Origin of the sequence: Massilia sp. METH4, from assembly GCF_037094685.1 — a bacterium.
Lineage (GTDB): Bacteria > Pseudomonadota > Gammaproteobacteria > Burkholderiales > Burkholderiaceae_D > Rugamonas.
Map to the genome: position 1 here is coordinate 3,063,410 of NZ_CP146614.1, position 18,971 is coordinate 3,082,380.

15 protein-coding genes are annotated in these 18,971 nt (G+C 64.9%); 12 read left to right on the forward strand and 3 right to left on the reverse strand.

Going from position 1 to position 18,971, the window contains the following annotated elements; genetic code table 11:
- Window positions 1–59 precede the first annotated feature (59 nt).
- Both V6Z91_RS13585 and V6Z91_RS13590 read right to left on the reverse strand, forming a co-directional pair.
- The gene (locus V6Z91_RS13585) at window positions 60–293 is read right to left on the reverse strand and encodes a hypothetical protein (protein WP_338771121.1); all 234 of its coding nucleotides are present in this window, start codon (window positions 291–293) and stop codon (window positions 60–62) included.
- A complete protein-coding gene (locus tag V6Z91_RS13590; RefSeq protein ID WP_338771122.1) occupies window positions 293–649 on the reverse strand; it encodes an FKBP-type peptidyl-prolyl cis-trans isomerase in 357 nt (118 codons plus the stop codon). The genes V6Z91_RS13585 and V6Z91_RS13590 overlap by 1 nt, the downstream gene beginning before the upstream one ends.
- Window positions 650–871: 222 nt before the next feature.
- Here V6Z91_RS13590 and V6Z91_RS13595 point away from each other — a divergent pair, with 222 nt between their 5' ends.
- From V6Z91_RS13595 to V6Z91_RS13630, 8 genes are all read left to right on the forward strand, one after another.
- Window positions 872–1,846 carry a cytochrome D1 domain-containing protein gene (locus V6Z91_RS13595; RefSeq protein ID WP_338771124.1) on the forward strand — a complete coding sequence of 325 codons (975 nt, stop codon included), beginning with the start codon at window positions 872–874 and terminating at the stop codon, window positions 1,844–1,846.
- Window positions 1,847–1,851: 5 nt separating this feature from the next.
- Entirely contained in the window at window positions 1,852–2,667 is an 816-nt protein-coding gene (locus V6Z91_RS13600; protein ID WP_338771125.1) for a polysaccharide deacetylase family protein, read from the forward strand.
- Window positions 2,664–3,662, forward strand: coding sequence for a sterol desaturase family protein (locus V6Z91_RS13605; protein ID WP_338771126.1), 999 nt, complete (start codon window positions 2,664–2,666; stop codon window positions 3,660–3,662). Before V6Z91_RS13600 ends, V6Z91_RS13605 begins: the two co-directional genes overlap by 4 nt.
- Entirely contained in the window at window positions 3,662–4,489 is an 828-nt protein-coding gene (locus V6Z91_RS13610) for an EI24 domain-containing protein (RefSeq protein ID WP_338771127.1), read from the forward strand. Before V6Z91_RS13605 ends, V6Z91_RS13610 begins: the two co-directional genes overlap by 1 nt.
- Window positions 4,486–5,289 (forward strand): molybdopterin-binding protein, encoded by an 804-nt coding sequence (locus V6Z91_RS13615; protein ID WP_338771129.1) that lies wholly within the window; start codon window positions 4,486–4,488, stop codon window positions 5,287–5,289. Before V6Z91_RS13610 ends, V6Z91_RS13615 begins: the two co-directional genes overlap by 4 nt.
- Before the next feature lie 191 nt (window positions 5,290–5,480).
- The gene (locus V6Z91_RS13620; RefSeq protein WP_338771131.1) at window positions 5,481–8,618 is read left to right on the forward strand and encodes a transglycosylase domain-containing protein; all 3,138 of its coding nucleotides are present in this window, start codon (window positions 5,481–5,483) and stop codon (window positions 8,616–8,618) included.
- Window positions 8,619–9,047: 429 nt separating this feature from the next.
- On the forward strand, window positions 9,048–10,427 hold the full coding sequence (locus V6Z91_RS13625) for a TAXI family TRAP transporter solute-binding subunit (protein WP_338771835.1): 1,380 nt from the start codon (window positions 9,048–9,050) through the stop codon (window positions 10,425–10,427).
- A gap of 148 nt (window positions 10,428–10,575) precedes the next feature.
- Window positions 10,576–13,068 carry a TonB-dependent receptor gene (locus tag V6Z91_RS13630; RefSeq protein WP_338771133.1) on the forward strand — a complete coding sequence of 831 codons (2,493 nt, stop codon included), beginning with the start codon at window positions 10,576–10,578 and terminating at the stop codon, window positions 13,066–13,068.
- A gap of 169 nt (window positions 13,069–13,237) precedes the next feature.
- Here the strand turns inward: V6Z91_RS13630 and V6Z91_RS13635 are convergent, their stop codons facing one another.
- Window positions 13,238–13,693 carry a rhodanese-like domain-containing protein gene (locus V6Z91_RS13635; RefSeq protein ID WP_338771135.1) on the reverse strand — a complete coding sequence of 152 codons (456 nt, stop codon included), beginning with the start codon at window positions 13,691–13,693 and terminating at the stop codon, window positions 13,238–13,240.
- Between the two features lie 344 nt (window positions 13,694–14,037).
- Between V6Z91_RS13635 and glnA the strand changes: the two genes are divergently transcribed.
- The 4 genes from glnA (at window position 14,038) to ntrC (ending at window position 18,845) form a co-directional block, all read left to right on the forward strand.
- Window positions 14,038–15,453: a type I glutamate--ammonia ligase gene (gene glnA, locus V6Z91_RS13640; RefSeq protein WP_338771137.1), complete on the forward strand. Its 1,416-nt coding sequence runs from the start codon at window positions 14,038–14,040 to the stop codon at window positions 15,451–15,453.
- Window positions 15,454–15,549: 96 nt separating this feature from the next.
- Window positions 15,550–16,059, forward strand: a complete 510-nt coding sequence (locus V6Z91_RS13645) for a DUF4124 domain-containing protein (RefSeq protein WP_338771139.1) — start codon at window positions 15,550–15,552, stop codon at window positions 16,057–16,059.
- Window positions 16,056–17,177: a nitrogen regulation protein NR(II) gene (gene glnL, locus V6Z91_RS13650; RefSeq protein WP_338771140.1), complete on the forward strand. Its 1,122-nt coding sequence runs from the start codon at window positions 16,056–16,058 to the stop codon at window positions 17,175–17,177. The genes V6Z91_RS13645 and glnL overlap by 4 nt, the downstream gene beginning before the upstream one ends.
- Before the next feature lie 195 nt (window positions 17,178–17,372).
- The gene (ntrC, locus tag V6Z91_RS13655) at window positions 17,373–18,845 is read left to right on the forward strand and encodes a nitrogen regulation protein NR(I) (protein WP_338771143.1); all 1,473 of its coding nucleotides are present in this window, start codon (window positions 17,373–17,375) and stop codon (window positions 18,843–18,845) included.
- Window positions 18,846–18,971 lie beyond the last annotated feature (126 nt).

An 18,971-nucleotide genomic window follows, 5' to 3' on the forward strand; every position in this document is an offset into this window, starting at 1 on the left:
ACGCCTTTGCCGTACCGGCGGTCGCCGGGCTTCGTGACGGATTCTTCCGTACTTCTTTCTTACTTCTTCTTTTCCTCGTCTTCCTCGTCATCGTCCGAGCCGAGGGCAGCCTTGCCCACGTAGACGACGCCTTTGCCGGCAGCGACACCCACGTCGACCGCGGTCGAGGCGACAGTCACGCCGGCGCCCACGACGGCCGAGCCGACGGCCACCACGGCGCAGCCGGACAGCGCCGCCGCCATCAGCAGGGCGGCCGCCAGCAGCGGCCAGCGTGTCGATACCGGCAGGCGCATTACACGCCCAGCAGTTCGACGTCGAAGATCAGCGTGGCGTTCGGCGGGATCACGCCGCCCGCGCCGCGCGCGCCGTAGCCCAGGTCGGCCGGGATGATCAGCTGGCGGGTGCCGCCGACCTTCATGCCCTGCACGCCTTCATCCCAGCCGCGGATGACCATGCCGGCGCCGAGCGCGAATTCGAACGGGTCGTTGCGGTCCTTGCTGGAGTCGAACTTGGCGCCCTTGCTGCCGTCGGCGTTCTGCAGCCAGCCGGTGTAGTGCACGGTGACGTTCTGGCCGGCTTTGGCCTCGGCACCGTCGCCGACCTTGACGTCGTCGTACTGCAGGCCGGAAGGAGTGGTGGTGATGGACATGGGCGTTCCTTTACATGTTGGTTCGGGCTGACGATTGTAGTGCAAGGCGCCGTCCATAAGCTAGTTGTTAAGGTGCGTGGCCAACCCGGCAATGACGTTCTGTAAAGCCGTTGTTTTCCTTCCTCACAGGAAGCAATGAATGCCCATGCAAATGGGCGGGTCTCTCGGCGAGCGCGGCAATGGCCGTAGAATAAAGCCTTTATCACTGTGCCGCGAGTCTCCATGTTCCGCAGTATCCGCCGCCTCCTTGCAACCGGCCTGATCGGCATGCTGGCCGTCACGGAAGCCGCCCACGCGAATGTCGTGGTCGTGCTCAATTCGCGCGACGCCACCGTGCAGCTGCTCGACCAGGGTTCCCACAAGAGCCTGCAGACCTTCCCGGTCGGGAAGGAACCGCACCACCTGATGGCCACGCCGGACAACAAATCGCTGATCGTGGCCAGCTCGATGGGCAACGAGCTGGTGTTCCTCGACCCGAAGACGGGCCAGGTGCAGCGCCGCATCAAGGATATCCTCGACCCGTACCAGATCGGTTTCACGCCGGACCAGAAGTATTTCGTCTCGACAGCCCTGCGCCTGGACCACGTGGACCTGTACCGCTACAACGGCCGCGACTTCACGCTGGCCCGGCGCATCCCGCTGCCGAAGCTGCCGAGCCACGTGGCCTTCGATGCCAAGAGCACCACGGCCTTCGTGACGCAGCAGGGCAGCGACCAGGTCAGCGCGATCGACCTGGCCAGCGGCACCGTGCGCTGGACGCTCCCCGTCGGCAAGCTGCCGGCCGGCATCGCCATGACGCCGGACGACCGCTACCTGCTGGTCGGCATCATGGGCAGCGACTACGTGGAAGTGATCGACTGGCGCGCGCGCAAGACGGTCAAGCGCATCAAGGCCGGTGCCGGCGCGCACAACTTCCGCGCACAGGGCGACGGCCGGTACACCTATGTGTCGAACCGGGTGGCCAATTCGATCAACATCATCGACCAGAAGACGCTGGAGAACGTCGGCCAGATCAATGTGCCCGGCGGGCCCGATTGCATGGAAATCACGGCCGACGGCAAGACCATGTGGGTCACGCTGCGCTGGATCAAGAAGGTGGCCGTGATCGACCTGGCCAGCCGCAAGGTGGTCAAGATGATCCCGGTGGGCCGCTCGCCGCACGGCGTATTCTTCGCCAATTCCTCCAACCGCCTGTAGAGCGCATGTCGCCCGCTTCGCTATTGGCCGCCGCGGCGCTGGCGGCCTTGCTGCCGGCCGCCGTCGGATCGGCAACCGATGCACCATCAACGGGCGCGCCGGCATGCCGCGGCACCATCTACCTCACCTTCGATACCGGCAGCCAGTCGCAGGCCGAACTGATCGCGCAGACGCTCAAGCGCCACGGCATCCGCGCCACGTTCTTCCTCGCCAACGAGAAGACGGTGCGCGGCGACTGGTCGCTCGACCCTTCGTGGGCGCCGTTCTGGCGCGCGCGCGTGGCCGAAGGCCACGCCTTCGGGTCGCACACCTTCGACCACGTGTACTACGTGAAGGATGGCGCCGGAGGCGCGATCGTGGTGAAGCCGCAGTTCGGCGCCGGCGCCGGCAAGCAGGCCAGCTGGAGCGCTGCGCAGTTTTGCGACGAGCTGCGCCGTGTCGACGAACGTTTCATGGCGCTGACGGGCCGGCGCCTCGACTCCATCTGGCGCGCGCCGGGCGGCAAGACGTCGCCGCGCACGCTGGCGGCGGCGCGGGAGTGCGGCTATGCGCACGTGGGCTGGTCGCCGGCCGGATTTTCCGGCGACGAGCTGTCCTCCAGCCGCTACCCGAATGCGTTATTGCTCCAGCAATCGCTGGCGGGCCTGAAGGATGGCGACATCTTCATGGCCCACATGGGGATCTGGTCGCGCAAGGATCCGTGGGCGCCGGCCAACCTGGAACCGCTGATCGCGGGACTGGAGCGCAAGGGTTTCTGCTTCGGCACGGTGCCGGAGCATCCTGCTTATTTGCACGATCACTCGAATAAAATAAAGAAATGATCCAATTATTGACCGACTGGTTCGCCCAGGCGCAGGGCTGGCTGTTCCAGGCCGCCATCGAACCCGTGATGTACCAGGCCGGCTTCGGCGACCTGCTCGAAGACGCCTTCGAAGGCACCGAATGGTTCCTCATCGGCATCCTCGAGATGGCGCTGGTGTTCCTCGTGCTGCGGCCGCTGGAAGCGGCCATTCCCGTGCATGCCTTCTCCGACCGGCGCGCGCGCTGGAACGACTTCACCTACACCTTCCTGCACCGCATCGGCCTGTTTCCGCTGCTGGTCTTCTTCACGCTCGACCCCATGATGGACACGGCGGCGGGCTGGCTGAGGCTGGAGAACGTGAGCCCGTTCAACCTGGAAAACCTGGTCACGGACATGCACCCGCTGGCCAGCTTCCTCGTGTACTTCGTGGTACTGGATTTCTGCGATTACTGGTTCCACCGCGCCCAGCACGGCTTCGGCTGGTGGTGGGGCTTGCACAGCCTGCACCACAGCCAGCAGGACATGAACCTGTGGAGCGACGACCGCAACCACGTGCTGGACGACCTGCTGCGCGACTTCTGGCTGGCGCTGATCGCGCTGGCGATCGGCGTGCCGCCGGGCCAGTACGTGCTGCTGGTGTCGGCCTCGCGCATCCTGCAAAGCCTGCAGCACGCCAACGTGCGCATCCATTTCGGATCGCTGGGCGAGCGGCTGCTGGTGTCGCCGCGCTACCACCGGCTGCACCATGCGGCCGGTATTGGCCATGAATCGCACGGCAAGGGTTCCCTGGGCGGCTGCAATTTCGCCGTGATCCTCCCCGTGTGGGACATGCTGTTCGGCACCGCCAATTTCACGCCCGCGTACGCCCGCACCGGCGTGCGCGACCAGCTGCCGCGCACCCGTGCCGACGGCACCGAGGTGCCGGGCCGCGACTATGGCCGCGGCTTCTGGCGCCAGCAGTGGCTGGGCATGCGGCGCATGGTCGAATTCTCGCGCAGCCGGAGGGCCAACTGATGCGTGGCGTATTGAATGCCTATGGCCGTGCGGTGCTGTCGCAGCTGCACGGGCGCATGCTGATCCTGTCGGCGGTGCCGTTCCTGCTGTCCGTCGCCGTCTGGGGCGTGGTGCTGTTCTTCACGCTGCAGCCGCTGCTCGACTGGCTGACGGGCCACTTCTTCGAATTCGAACTGTACGAGTACTCGAGCGCCTGGCTGGAGACCATCGGGCTTGCCGTGCTGAAGACGGTGGTGGTGCCGCTGTTCGCCATGCTCCTGCTGCTGCCGCTGATGATCCTCACGGCGCTGATCTTCATCGGCGTGGCGGCCGTGCCGGCCATCGTGAAGCACGTGGGCGACCGCCACTACCCGCATCTGGAAAAGCGGCAGGGCGGCAGCCTGGTCAAGGGCATCGGCAAGGCGATCTCGCTGTTCCTCGTATTCGTCGTCATCTGGGTGTGCCTGCTGCCGCTGTATGCGATACCGCCGCTGGCCATCATGGCGTCGGCGCTGCTGTGGGGCTGGCTCACCTCGCGCGTGATGAGCTACGACGCGCTGTCCGAGCACGCCAGCGCCGAGGAGATCGAGGCCATCCAGCGCGAGAAGAAATGGGGTTTGCTGGCGATCGGCGTGGCGTCCGGCGCGGCCGGCTCGCTGCCGGCGATCGTGTGGATCGGCGGGGCCGCGCTGTCGGTCGTGCTGTTCCCGTTCCTGCTGGCCGCGGCCGTGTGGATCTATGTCCTGATCTTCATTTTTACCGGCTTGTGGTTCCAGTATTATTGTCTCGAAGCCTTGGCGCAGCTGCGCGGGCGCAGCGCACCCATCCAGGAGTTGGAACAGACATGAGCACAGATGAGAAGAAGATCGGCCTGATCGTCGTCGGCGATGAGATCCTGTCGGGCAAGCGCACCGATGCGCACTTGCCGAAAGTGGTGCAGCTGCTGGCCGCGCGCGGCCTGCAGCTCGCCTGGGCCGAGTATATCGGCGACGATCCCGAGCGTATCGCGGCCACGCTGAAGCGCACCTTCGCCGGCGGCGATATCGTGTTCTCGACCGGCGGCATCGGCGCTACGCCGGACGACCACACGCGCCAGGCCGCCGCGGCCGCGCTCGGCCGGCCGCTGGTGCTGCATCCGCAGGGTGCGGAAAACATCCGCCAGCGCGTGTTGCAGGTGGCGCGCGAGGAAGGCCGCGAGGCGGACCTGAACGCGCCGGACAACCTGCAGCGCCTGAAGATGGCGGAATTCGCCGAAGGTGCCGAGCTGATCCCGAACCCGTACAACAACGTGGCGGGCTTTTCCCTCGGCACGCATCACTTCGTGCCGGGCTTTCCCGTGATGGCCTGGCCGATGATCGAATGGGTGCTCGACACGCATTACGCGCACCTGTTCAACCGCCAGCAGCACGCGGAACAGGCCGTGCTCGTGTTCGACGGCGCCGAGGCGGCGCTGACGCCGCTGATGGAAGAAATCGAAGCCGCGTGGCCGGGCGTGAAAGTGTTCAGCCTGCCCAGCGTGGGGGATGCGCAAACGCGCCGGCATATCGAGCTGGGCGTGAAGGGCGAGCCGGAGCAGGTGGCGGCGGCGTTCGAGCGCCTGTGTGCCGGGCTGGACGAACAACAGGCCGAATACGAGCGGATCGTGTGACAAGTGCATGACGGCGCCGGGGGCCGCCTATTGCTTGCAGATCAGACTCGTTGTTTTTTTGCGAAAATCTCGCCCCCACATCATTTATTCGCCCGGCTGACCCGTGCGCATGCACGCGATGTGGTGCAATGGCAATAAGCTGCGCAGTCTCGCGCCGGCGGTGTAAAGCAATGCAGTAAAGATAGCAAATTATGTCTTCCCAATACGATCAAGAAAGGCAAGGCCTGGACGACGAGCAGGCGGCCACGCCGCCGCCCTCGGAGCCCAAGGGCAAGCGCTCCCGAAACGCGTTCATCGTGCTGATGCTGGTGCTGTTGTCGCTGGCTATCTGGTGGATGATCCACGAATCGCGAACCTCCACGATGCAGGCGAAGTATTTCACCGGCGTCGTCAAGCAGCTCCACTACAAGGTCGAGCCGGGGCCCAGCAAGGCCATCCGCTTCCCGCAGGACAGCCCGTACGACGAGCGCCTCGGCTACGCCAATATCCCCGACTACCTGGAACGCCTGAAGCAGCGCGATTACCAGGTGCTGGCGCAGTCGCGCTTCTCGCCGAAGATGGTGCAGCTGGCGGACATGGGCGTGTTCACCACGTACCGCGAAAAGACCCGCACTGGCCTGACGATCTACGATTGCCGCGCCCAGCCGCTGTTCTCGGCCAGCTACCCGGAACGCATCTATCCGGGCTTCGAGCAGGCGCCGGCGGCACTGGTGCACAGCCTGCTGTTCATCGAGAACCGCGAGCTGCTGGATAACACTTATCCAAAGCGCAACCCGGCCGTGGAGTGGGACCGCCTGTCGAAGGCGATCCTGGAAAAATCCGCCAGCGCCGTGGGCCTGGGCAGTAGCCGCGCCGCCGGCGGCAGCACGCTGGCCACGCAGATCGAGAAGTACCGCCACTCGCCGGAAGGCCGCACCGGCTCGATGAAGGACAAGCTGCAGCAGATGGTTTCGGCCACGCTGCGTGCCTACCAGCAGGGCGAGGACACGACGGGGGTGCGCCGCCAGATCGTGGTCGATTACCTGAACACGGTGCCGCTCTCGGCCAAGCCCGGCTATGGCGAGGTGAACGGCATCGGCGACGGTATGTGGGTCTGGTACGGCCGCGACTTCAACGAAGTCAACCGCCTGCTGTCCGGCCGCATGGACCAGCCGGGCAGCGCGCTCGTGTTCAAGGAAGCGCTATCGCTGCTGATCGCCCAGCGCCGTCCCACGTATTACCTGGGCGACGGCGACCAGGACCTGGAAGAACTGGCCAACAGCCACCTGCGACTGCTGGCGCAGGCCGGCGTCATCACGCCGGCATTGCGCGACGCCGCGCTGAAGGAAAAACTGCGGCCGGCCAAGGGCAACGGCCTGCAGGCGGCGCCGCCGGTCAGCTACGTCACGAAGAAGGCCGCCAATGTGGTGCGCGTGCACCTGGCCAGCCTGCTTGGCGACAACCGCATGTACAACGTGGACCGCCTCGACCTTTCGGTGGTCAGCACGCTGGACGCGAACGCGCAGCGCGCCGTGACCGCCATGCTGCGCGACCTGAAGGATGCCAGCGTCGCCGAGCAGGCGGGCCTGACGGGCAAGGGCATGCTGGGCAACGGCGACCCGGCCAACGTCGTCTACAGCTTCACCCTGCTGGAGCGGGGCGACAAGGTGAACTACCTGCGCGTGCAGACCGATAACTACGACCAGCCGCTGGACATCAACGACGGCGCCAAGCTTGACCTGGGCTCGACGGCGAAGCTGCGCACGCTGGTGACCTACCTCGACATCATCGACCAGCTGTACAAGAAGTACGGCCGCATGAGCGCCGATGAACTGGGCAAGGTGCAATTCGATCCGAAGGACCGGCTCACGGCCTGGGCCATCGAATGGCTGTCGATCACGCCGATGGACAAGCGCGACCTGACGGCGATCCTCCACGCGGCGATGGAGCGCACCTATTCCGGCAACCCGGGCGAGGGCTTCTTCACGGGCGGCGGCCTGCATTACTTCGGCAACTTCTCCAAGGAAGACAATGGCCGCATCCTGACCGTGCGCGAAGGCCTGCGCCGCTCCACGAACCTGCTGTTCGTGCGGCTGATGCGCGACGTGGTGAAGTACTACATGTTCCAGATGCCGGGTTCCTCGGCCAGCCTGCTGGCCGATGCCGACGACCCGCGCCGCGCCCAGTACCTGGCCCGCTTCGCGGACAAGGAAGGCAAGGAATTCCTGGCCCGCTTCTATGCCAAGTACAAGGGCAAGCCAAGGAAGGAGCTGGACAGGATCCTGGTCGACAGCATCCGCCCGACGCCGCTGCGCCTGGCCAATATCCACCGCACGGTGTTCCCGAAGGCCACGCTTGCCGAGTTCTCGAAGTTCGTGAACGGCAACCTGACGGAGCAGAGCGAAGTGCCGCAGGAACGCCTGGAAAAGATGTACGAGCAGTACGCGATGGACAAGTGGAACCTGGCCGACCGCGGCTACCTGGCCAATGTGCACCCGCTGGAACTGTGGCTGGTGGCCTACCTGCGCCAGCACGAGGGCGCCACGTATTCGCAGATCGTGGCCGCTTCCGAGAAGGAGCGCCAGGAAGTCTACCAGTGGCTGTTCAAGACGCACCGCAAGCACGCGCAGGACCGCCGCATTGCCGGCCTGCTGGAGATGGAAGCCTTCATCGGCATCCACAACCAGTGGAAGAAGATGGGGTATCCGTTCGGCTCCCTGGTACCGTCGTACGCGACCACGCTGGGCGCCTCGGCCGACCGGCCGGCCGCGCTGGCCGAGATGATGGGCATCATCGTCAACGGCGGCGTGCGCAAGCCGACCGAACGCGTGGAATCGCTGCACTTCGCGGCCGGCACGCCGTACGACACGAAGGTGGCGCGCGCCGCCAAGGTCGGCGCGGAACAGGTGCTGTCGCCGGAAGTGGCGCGCGTGGTGGCCGATGAAATTCGCGGCGTGGTGTCCGACGGTACCGCCAAGCGCGCCAAGACCGCCTTCGTGGCCGCCGACGGCACCAACATCGCGGTGGGCGGCAAGACCGGTACCGGCGACCAGCGCTTCGACGTGTATGCGGCCGGCGGCCGGCTGATCGAATCGCGCTACGTGAACCGCTCGGCCACGTTCGTGTTCAATATCGGCGAGCGCTTCTTCGGCAGCATGACGGCCTATGTGCGCGGCCCTGAGTCGAAGAACTACGACTTCACCAGCGCGCTGCCCGTGCAACTGCTCACGGTGCTGGCCCCCAGCCTGATGCCGCTGATCGAGCCGAACCAGGCCGCGCTGCCCGCCGACTCCTCCGTCGCCGCCGCCGCCGCGGCGCTGGGCGCCCCCCTGAAAGCCTGCGGCGGGTGAGTTCCTTGACTTAGAGACCCACCGGCCCGCACAGGTGTCGGACATTTTTTCCGGGTGCCTCTTCCGGAAAAAGTGTACGAAAAGAGCGATGGCTTGCAAGCCATCGCCGCTGGACAGGCGCGGAGCATGCTCCGCGAAACCCCTGTCCAGCCACCGGTTTTCCCTCGCGCTCGCCTACGCCCCATAAGAACACCGGTGTCGTACACCATTTCGAGCAAGCTCGAAATGGTGTACGACACCAAAACTCCCGCACTTGCAAGTGCAAACATTTGTTGATCCAGCGGTTTTCCCCCGCGCTCGCCTGCGCCTCATGAGAGCACCGGTGTCGTACACCATTTCGAGCAAGCTCGAAATGGTGTACGACACCGAAGCTCCGGGAAGCTCCGGCACTTGCAGGTTTCACCATTTGTTGGCATCTTGCCACCCATGATGAAACCAGTCCTCCGCTCCACGATGACCCGCCTGAAGAAGTTCACCAGCTTTTCGCCGCGCGACTTGCTGGCTTCCGCCGGCCCCACCATCCTTGCCATCGCCGCCGTGTGCATCGCGGCCTACCTGATCGTCGATCCGGCACCGCCGCGCAAGGTGGTGCTGGGTACCGGCCAGCAGAACAGCGCCTACGACGTGTTCGGCAAGAAGTACCAGGAACTCCTGAAAGGAGAGGGCATTGCCGTCACGCTGCAAGGCTCGCACGGCTCGCGCGACAACCTGAAAGCCCTCGGCGAACAGGAGGCCGACATCGCCTTCGTGCAAAGCGGCTCGACCGACCAGGCGGAGGCGGAGCGCCGCGGCCTCGTGTCGCTGGGCAGCCTGTTCACGGAACCCGTGTGGCTGTTCCTGCGAGAGAAGGAAGGCAGCGCAAGGCTCACCCAGCTCACCCAACTGCGCGGCATGAAGATCAATATCGGCGCGCGCGGCAGCGGCACGCCGCGGCTGGTGCGGCAGATCCTGGCGGTCAACGGCATCGAGCGCGAGGAACTGCAAACTACGCAACTCGATAACACGCCGGCCACGGTGGAATTGCTGGAAGGCCGTATCGACGGCCTCGTGTTCGCGGCGGCGCCGGACGATCCGCTGATCCAGATGCTGTTGCAGACGCCCGGCATCTACCTGTTCGACTTCGCCCAGGCGGAAGCCTATACGCGCCGCCTGCCTTTCCTCACCAACGTGACGCTCCCGCGCGGCATCGTCGACCTGGGGCGCGACCTGCCGGCGCATGACTACCACCTGATCGCGCCCACCGCCACGCTCGTCGCGCGCGACGACCTGCATCCCGCCCTCATCGAACTGTTCGTGCAGGCCGCGGCGAAGATCCATGGCGGCGCCGGCTGGTTCCAGCAGCAGGGCCAGTTCCCGTCCGCGAAGTACACGGAGATTCCCGTGGCCGACGAGGCGGCCAAGTTCTACAAGGATGGCCCGCCCTTCCTGCAGCGCTACATGAGCTTCTGGCTGGCGAACTTCCTGGACCGCATGTGGGTGCTGCTGCTGGCGCTATCGGCGCTGATCCTGCCGCTGTCGAAGATCGTGCCGCCGCTGTACGTATGGCGCGTGCGCTCGCGCATCTACCGCTGGTACGGCCAGCTGCGCACCGTGGAAGGCGCGATCGAGGACGCGGTGGAGGTGCCCCCGGCGGAGCGGGGCGCCATCTATGCCATGCAGCTCGAACGCCTGAACGAAATCGAGGACCGCGTGAACCACCTGTCGATCCCCCTGTCGTTCGCCGACGATTTGTACGGCCTGCGCAGCCACGTGCACTTCGTGCGGCAGCGCATCGAGGGGTTGATGGGAAACCCGGCGCCGGTCGCGTAAGGACTTTGTTTGCGGCAATTACGTGATAATACCGTGTAAATATTGCGACATAATCAGCCCACGATAGCGTTACAAAATTGACATCCCGCCGCTCCGGCCCCGATGATGAGTCCCGTCATTCGACTTCATCATCAGATAAGGGACCAGGATGCATCGCAATACGTTACCAGCCAGGGCGCTGCTCGCCGGCGCCATCGCCTCCCTCTTTGCCGGCTCCGCCGCCGCGCAAGCCCAGCAAGCCACCTCCACCGAAGACAACCAGGCCACAGTGGTCGTCACCGGCACGCGCGTCTCGAACCGCACCGTGCTCGACACGGCCGCACCGGTCGACGTGATCTCCGCCGACACGATCAAGAATGCGGGCGTGCCGGAAATCACGCAAGCCCTGTCCGTCGCGCTGCCGTCGCTGAACTTCCCGCGCCCCGGCCTGGCCGACGGCACCGACACGGTCCGCCCGGCCACCTTGCGCGGCCTGGCGCCGGACCAGACGCTGGTGCTGGTGAATTCCAAGCGACGCCATGCGTCCTCGCTGGTGAACCTGAACGGCACGATCGGCCGCGGCTCGGCCGCCGTCGACATGAACACGATCCCGACCGGCATCGTCAAGAATATCGAGGTGCTGCGCGATGGCGCCTCGGCGCAATACGGTTCGGATGCCATCGCCGGCGTCGTCAACATCCGCCTGCGCAATGACAGGAGCGGCGGCGAGGCGACCGTCAGCTACGGCAAGCGCATCACCGAATACGAATTCGCGGTAACGCCGCCGGTGGCCGGCGCGAACTGGGGCACGCAGGACGAGCGCAAGCGGCGCGACGGCGATGTCGCCACCGTCAGCCTCTGGAAGGGCCTGCCGCTGGGCGAGACGGGCTTCCTCACGATCGCCGCCGAGTACAAGGACCAGGAACACACGGAGCGCAGCGGCTACGACACGCGCCAGCAGTACCCACTGGTGAACGGGCAGTTCGACCCGCGCGAGGCGACGATCAACCGTTTCAACGCCTGGTACGGCGAGCCGGAGCTGAAGCAGTCGACCGTGTTCGCCAACGCGGGCGGCCAGGTCAGCGAGAACGTGAAATGGTATGGCTGGGCGAGCTACCAGAAGCGCGAGGCGGAGTCGGGCGGCTTCTTCCGCCGTGCCCTGCAGGACAACAACACGATCGAGATCTACCCGAACGGCTTCCTGCCGATCATCGCGCCGGAGGTGGACGACTTCTCCGCGGCCGCCGGCTTCACCTGGACGACGGGCGGCTGGGACATGGATTCCTCGTTCAGCTACGGCAAGAACAAGATGGACTTCACCATCAAGAACACGCTGAACCGTTCGCTCGGCACGGCCAGCAAGACCGAGTTCGAGGCCGGCGGCTTCTCGTATGACCAGCTGACCTACAACCTGTCGGCCGTGCGCCAGTTCGATGTCGGCCTGGCGTCGCCGCTGAACGTGGCGCTGGGCGGCGAGGCGCGGCGCGAAGGCTACAAGCTGGAGGCGGGCGAACCGGACTCGTGGCGCAACGGCAATGCGTTGCTGCCGAACGGCATGCCGACGGCATCGGGTTCCCAGGTGTTCCCCGGCTTCCGCCCCACCGACGAATCGGACAGCCACCGCACTGCCTACAGCGTCTTTGCCGACTTCGAGGCGACCGTGCTGCCGTCCCTGCTGGCATCGTTCGCGGTGCGTGGCGAGCACTACTCGGACTTCGGCAGCAACTGGTCCGGCAAGCTCGCGGGCCGCTACGACTTCACTCCGAACTTCGGCCTGCGCGGCTCGGTGCAGAACGGCTTCCGCGCACCGTCGATGCAGCAGCAGAACTTCACGTCCACCGCCACCAACTTCATCAACGGCGTGCCGTTCGACCTGACCACGTTCAAGCCGACCGCACCGGCCGCCGTGGCGCTGGGCGCAAAACCGCTCGATGCCGAGAAGTCCACCAACTTCTCGCTGGGCGCGGTGACGAAGCTTGGCCGCGGCAGCCTGACCATCGACGCATTCCACATCGAGATTCGCGACCGCATCGTGCTGTCCGAAAACCTCACCCAGGATAACGTGCGCAACTACCTGACCGCGAACGGCTTCCCGGGCGTGAGCGGCGGCCGCTTCTTCATCAATGGCGTCGACACCACCACCAAGGGTGTGGACGTGGTGCTGAACTATCCATGGAACCTGGGCGCGGCCGGACGGTTCGACCTGACCGTGGCCGGCAACTACACGGACACAAGCGTGGATAAGGTGCCGCAGACGGCCGAGCTGGCCGCGCTGTCGCCGCCGCCGGTGCTGTTCGGCCGCGTCAACGTGCTGACCTTCGAGCAGGGCACGCCGAAGACCAAGTACACCGCCAGCGGCACCTGGAACCTGGGCCCGTGGGGCGCCACCTTGCGCGCCACGCGCTACGGCAAGATCCTCACGCCGGGCACGACGCCGGCGCTCGACCACACGATGTCGGCGAAAACGCTGGTGGACCTGGAAGGGCGCTGGAAGATCAATCAGTCGCTGTCGCTCGCAGTGGGTGCCGAAAACCTGTTCGACCAATATCCGGACGCCTACCCGGCCAACCTGAACGCGACCGGCAACGCCCCGTTCACGAACTACTCGCCGTTCGGCCGCTCCGGCCGCTTCGTGTACGCGCGCCTGACGTACGCGCTGTAAGCTTTACGGCTGAGCTCGTGTCCCCTTGGTGCCAGGCACCGTGGGACACGAGCTCAAGCGTGGTAACGCCTGTTTGCACCGAGATGGGTGCAGTTAGGCGAACAACATCGCTTCTACAGTCGAGCCCGTGTCTCGCGGTGCCTGGCACCACGAGACACGGGCTCATCTATCAAGCGCCTACCCAGGGTAAGCCCGCCTTGCACCACCCGCCAACCGTCTTGCGATGCCCCTCGGCATCCTTGTCCCCTTCAAACCCTTCCAGGATATCGAAGCTGTTCGCGAAGCCATTCTCGGTGGCCAGCTTGGCGGCGTGCCGCGAGCGCACGCCCGAGCGGCACAGGAACAGCAGTACATCGTCCTTGCCGGCCACCTGGGATAACTGCTGGATAAACTCCGGATTCGGCACGCCGCCCGGATAGGTGCTCCATTGCACGGCGCCATGCTGTGCGTCATTGACCGCCACGCGCCCGACCCAGTCGCGCTCGGCATTGGTGCGCACATCGATGAGGCGTACTGCCGGGTTACCCTGGATCAGCTCGTGTGCTTCCTGGGGCGTGACCGCTCCAGCATAGGGCAGGCCATTGCCGCGCTCGCGGGCGCGCTCAAGAATGTCGTCGGTGCTCATTTGGCGTTAAATCCTCGGGATCTGTATTCATCGTCGGCAGCAGGTCGTCTGCTTAAAATTTCAGCTGGACACTAATGCCACATTTTGGGGCGCATCGCCCAAATCTGGTGCAAAATATTCCACTTGCACCAAAATCGGGCAGCTGAGTCGGTGCGCAATTCTGGTGCGTTTTACCGAGCGTTTCCGTACGGACGATTTTAGTTTCCGTAGGGAGCAAGATCAATGTAACTCGCCGCATATCGATAGTAGCTTTACGCTGGCACAGTTCATGCATTAAGGTAGGCGAGTTTCCGCCGCACCATGGAGTCATGTGACGGCAGCCCTTTTCACTTAGGAGATAAGTAATGGCACGCACCGCCGAAGAAGTCCTGAAGATGGTCAAAGACAACGAAGTCAAATTCGTTGATTTCCGTTTTGCCGATACCCGTGGTAAAGAGCAGCACGTCACCGTGCCCGTGTCCCACTTCGATATCGACAAGTTCGAAAGCGGCCACGCTTTCGACGGTTCCTCCATCGCAGGCTGGAAAGGCATCGAAGCATCCGACATGATCCTGATGCCGGACCCGTCCACCGCGAACATCGACCCGTTCTTCGAAGAGACCACGCTGTTCATGCAGTGCGACGTGATCGAACCTTCGGACGGCAAGGGCTATGACCGCGACCCGCGCTCGATCGCCAAGCGCGCCGAAGCCTACCTGAAATCCTCCGGCCTGGGCGACACCGCCTACTTCGGCCCGGAACCGGAATTCTTCATCTTCGACTCCGTGAAGTGGAAGATCGACATGTCCGGCGCCATGGTCAAGATCGACTCCGACGAAGCTTCCTGGTCGACCGACAAGGACATCGAAGGCGGCAATAGCGGCCACCGTCCGACCGTCAAGGGCGGCTACTTCCCGGTCCCGCCGGTCGACTCGTTCCAGGACATGCGCTCGGAAATGTGCCTGATCCTCGAATCGATGGGCATCCCGGTCGAAGTGCACCACCACGAAGTGGCGGGCGCCGGCCAGAATGAAATCGGCACCAAGTTCTCGACCCTGGTCGAGCGCGCCGACTGGACGCAGAACATGAAGTACGTGATCTGGAACGTGGCCCACAGCTACGGCAAGACCGCCACTTTCATGCCGAAGCCTGTCGTGGGCGACAACGGCTCGGGCATGCACGTGCACCAGTCGATCTGGAAAGACGGCAAGAACCTGTTCGCCGGCGACGGCTATGCCGGCCTGTCCGACTTCGCGCTGTACTACATCGGCGGCATCATCAAGCACGCCAAGGCGCTGAACGCGATCACCAACCCGGGCACGAACTCGTACAAGCGCCTGGTGCCTGGCTACGAAGCGCCGGTGAAGCTGGCCTACTCGGCACGCAACCGTTCCGCATCGATCCGTATCCCGCACGTGGCAAACCCGAAAGGCCGCCGCATCGAAACGCGCTTCCCGGACCCGCTGGCCAACCCGTACCTGTGCTTCGCCGCCCTGATGATGGCCGGCCTGGACGGCGTGCAGAACAAGATCCACCCGGGCGAAGCAGCGTCGAAAGACCTGTACCACCTGCCGCCGGAAGAAGACGCGCTGATCCCGACCGTCTGCGCCTCGCTGGAAGAAGCGCTGGATCACCTGAACAAGGACCGCGAGTTCCTGACCCGCGGCGGCGTGTTCACCGATTCGATGATCGATGCCTACATCGAACTGAAGATGACGGAAGTGACCCGCATGCGCCAGACCACGCACCCGGTCGAATTCGACATGTACTACTCGCTGTAATGGCGACGCTGCCGGAGAAAACAGGCCGGTAGCAAACAGCGCGGGGAGGGCATCAGCCATCCCCGCGTTTTTTTTCGGTTGTTGTATAGTCGGGGCATGATCGCACGCTGCTCGTTGTTACTGGTTTTGCTCACGGCCACGGCTGCTGCCCAGGCGCAGATCTACCGCTGCACGGACGCCGAAGGGCGCAAGGAATACACGGACCGCCAGATCCGCGGCAAGGCTTGCGTGCTGCTGGATTTGCCGAACGCGGCCATTCCCGCGCCGCCGCCGCGCGCCGCGGAGCCCTTGGCCGCGCCGCGTGCGAAGGCGCCAGCCAGCCCGGCGCCCCGCGCCGCCGCGCCGTCGTCGTTCCCGCGCGTGGATACGGCCGAGCAAAGGGCCCGCGACGCGGACCGCCGCCAGATCCTGACCGACGAACTGAACGCCGAAATGCAGAAGCTTGGCGAATTGCGCCGTGAGTACAACAACGGCGAACCGGAACGGCGCGGCGACGAGCGCAATTACGCCAAGTACCAGGAGCGGGTGGCCAGCCTGCGCGACGCCATCGCCCGCTCGGAACTGAACGTACAAGCGTTACAGCGCGAGATCGCGAACATACGATGAAAATTGTGACCAATATCGCCCGTGCCGCGGCTGCGGCGGCGGGCGCCATCCCGCGTTCGCACACGCTCGCGGGCCTCGACCTGCTGGCCTCGGCGGTGGTGATCGTCGACCGCGATGGACGCATCGCCTTCGCCAACGCGGCGGCCGAGAACATGCTGGAAAGCTCGCTGAAGGCGCTGTCCCGCCAGCGGCTGTGCGACCTGTTTTCCAACCCCAGTGAACTGGAACATGTGATCGCGCAGGCGCGCGCCCACAAGTTCTCCGACCTGCGCCAGGAACTGACGCTGGAGCGCCCAGGGCGCGACCCGCTGCACGTGCACACGATCGCCAGCGCGATGGACGAGCCGGACGGCAACGTGCTGCTGGAACTGCGCGAGACCGTGCAGCAGATGAAGCTGGACCGCGAGGAGCGCCTGCTGGACCAGAGCCAGGTCAACAAGGAACTGATCCGCAACCTGGCGCACGAGATCAAGAATCCGCTGGGCGGCATCCGGGGCGCCGCCCAGTTACTGGAAATGGAATTGCCGCCGCTGCACCTGCAGCAGCTGCGCGAATACACGCAGGTGATCATCAAGGAAGCGGACCGCCTGCAGACGCTGGTCGACCGCCTGCTCGCGCCGCACCGCCGGCCGCACATCGTGGGCGACGTCAACATCCACGAAGTGCTCGAGCGCGTGCGCAGCCTGATGCTGGCCGAGTTTCCCACCGGCCTGGCGATCGTGCGCGACTACGACGCTTCGCTGCCCGAGTTCCGCGGCGACAAGGAACAGCTGATCCAGACCGTGCTGAACATCGCCCACAACGCGGCGCAGGCCCTGGCCGAGCGCATCGAAACGGGGGACGCGCAGATCACGTTCAAGACGCGCGTGGCTCGCCAGGTGACCCTGGCCAAGGTCCGTTATAACCTGGCATTAGATTTGCATATCATCGACAACGGACCGGGCATTCCGCCCCAGATCCGCGACCGCATTTTCTACCCGCTGGTATCGGGAAGGGATGGCGGCAGCGGCCTGGGCTTGACGTTGGCGCAAACCTTCGTGCACCAGCACATGGGCGTCATCGAATGCGAGAGCAGGCCCGGCTTTACGGACTTCCGCATCCTGCTGCCTTTGCCATAAGCGGTGGGGCAGGGTGGCTGAAGTCCCTGATAGGCCCTCGTAAAACCGTCGCGAGCGGCAGCAATTTCAGTCGAGAAGCGCAACCGTACGGACGTACGGTTGGTCCGCCACTGCGGAGCATCGCAGGCTGAAAGTGCAACGCGCAGCAGGTTTTCGAGTGCCTGATGAATCCAAATTGCGGGAAGCACATTACTTATGAAGCCAATCTGGATTGTCGACGACGACGAATCGATCCGCTGGGTACTGGAAAAAGCATTGGCGCGGGAAAACCTCGCCACCAAGAGTTTTGCGAATGCGCGCGATGCGATCGCCGCGCTGGATTACGAGACACCGCAGGTGCTCGTTTCCGACATCCGCATGCCGGGCGACTCCGGCCTCGACCTGCTGTCGCTGGTGAAGTCGCGCCTGCCGGGCCTGCCCGTCATCATCATCACCGCTTTCTCCGACCTGGATTCGGCCGTGGCCGCGTTCCAGGGCGGCGCCTTCGAATACCTGGCCAAGCCCTTCGACATCGACAAGGCCGTCGAACTGATCCGCCGCGCCCTCGATGAAAGCCTGCGCGAGGCCAGCGTGGAATCCGGCCCGGCCGACACGCCCGAGATCCTCGGTCAGGCGCCGGCGATGCAGGAAGTGTTCCGCGCCATCGGCCGCCTGTCGCAATCGAATGTGACCGTGCTGATCACCGGCGAATCGGGTACCGGCAAGGAACTCGTCGCTCGCGCGCTGCACAAGCACAGCCCGCGCGCCCAGCAGCCATTCATCGCGCTGAACACGGCGGCGATCCCGAAGGATCTGCTGGAGTCGGAATTGTTCGGCCACGAGCGCGGCGCCTTCACGGGTGCGCAGACTACGCGGCGCGGCCGCTTCGAGCAGGCCGAGAACGGCACCCTGTTCCTCGACGAGATCGGCGACATGCCGTTCGACCTGCAGACGCGCTTGCTGCGCGTGCTCTCCGACGGCCACTTCTACCGCGTGGGCGGCCACCAGCCGCTGAAGGCGAATGTGCGCGTGATCACGGCCACGCACCAGAACCTGGAACAGCGCGTGCGCGACGGCCTGTTCCGCGAAGACTTGTTCCACCGCCTGAACGTGATCCGCCTGCGCCTGCCCAGCCTGCGCGAACGCAGGGAGGATATCCCCATTTTGGTGCGCCACTTCCTGGTGCAAAGCGCCCGGCAGCTCGGCGTGGAAGCCAAGCGCATGAGCGACGCCGCGCTGGCCTTCCTGCAAAGCCTGGACTTGCCGGGCAATGTGCGGCAGCTGGAAAACCTGTGCAACTGGATCACCGTGATGGCGCCGGGCCAGACGGTGGAGGTGAAGGACCTGCCGCTGGAACTGTCCGAAGGGCAGAGCGCCATGCAGGCCGCGCCCGAGCTGCCGGTGCCCACGCCGCACCATGCGCCGGTGGCCGCCGCTGTCGCCCCGGCCGCGCCGGGCCCGGATGGCTGGCTGTCGCTGCTGGAGTTGCAGGCCGCTACCATGCTCTCCGATGGGCAGCAGGATGTGATGGATGTGCTGGGGCGTCAGTTCGAATCGGCACTGATCCGCACCGCTTTGAAATACACGCATGGGCGGAAGAACGATGCGGCCGTGCGATTGGGGATCGGGCGCAACACCATCACGCGCAAGATTGCGGAATTGGGGATCGACGGGGCGAAGGAAGATTAGCACCCGCCGGCAGCCGGGGCTTGGTGTTCGACACCGGTGTTCTTCAGCGCTCGCCAACGCCTCATGAGAAAACCGGCAGGCCTTGGTGTCGTACACCTTTTCCGCAGGGAAAGGTGTACGACACCG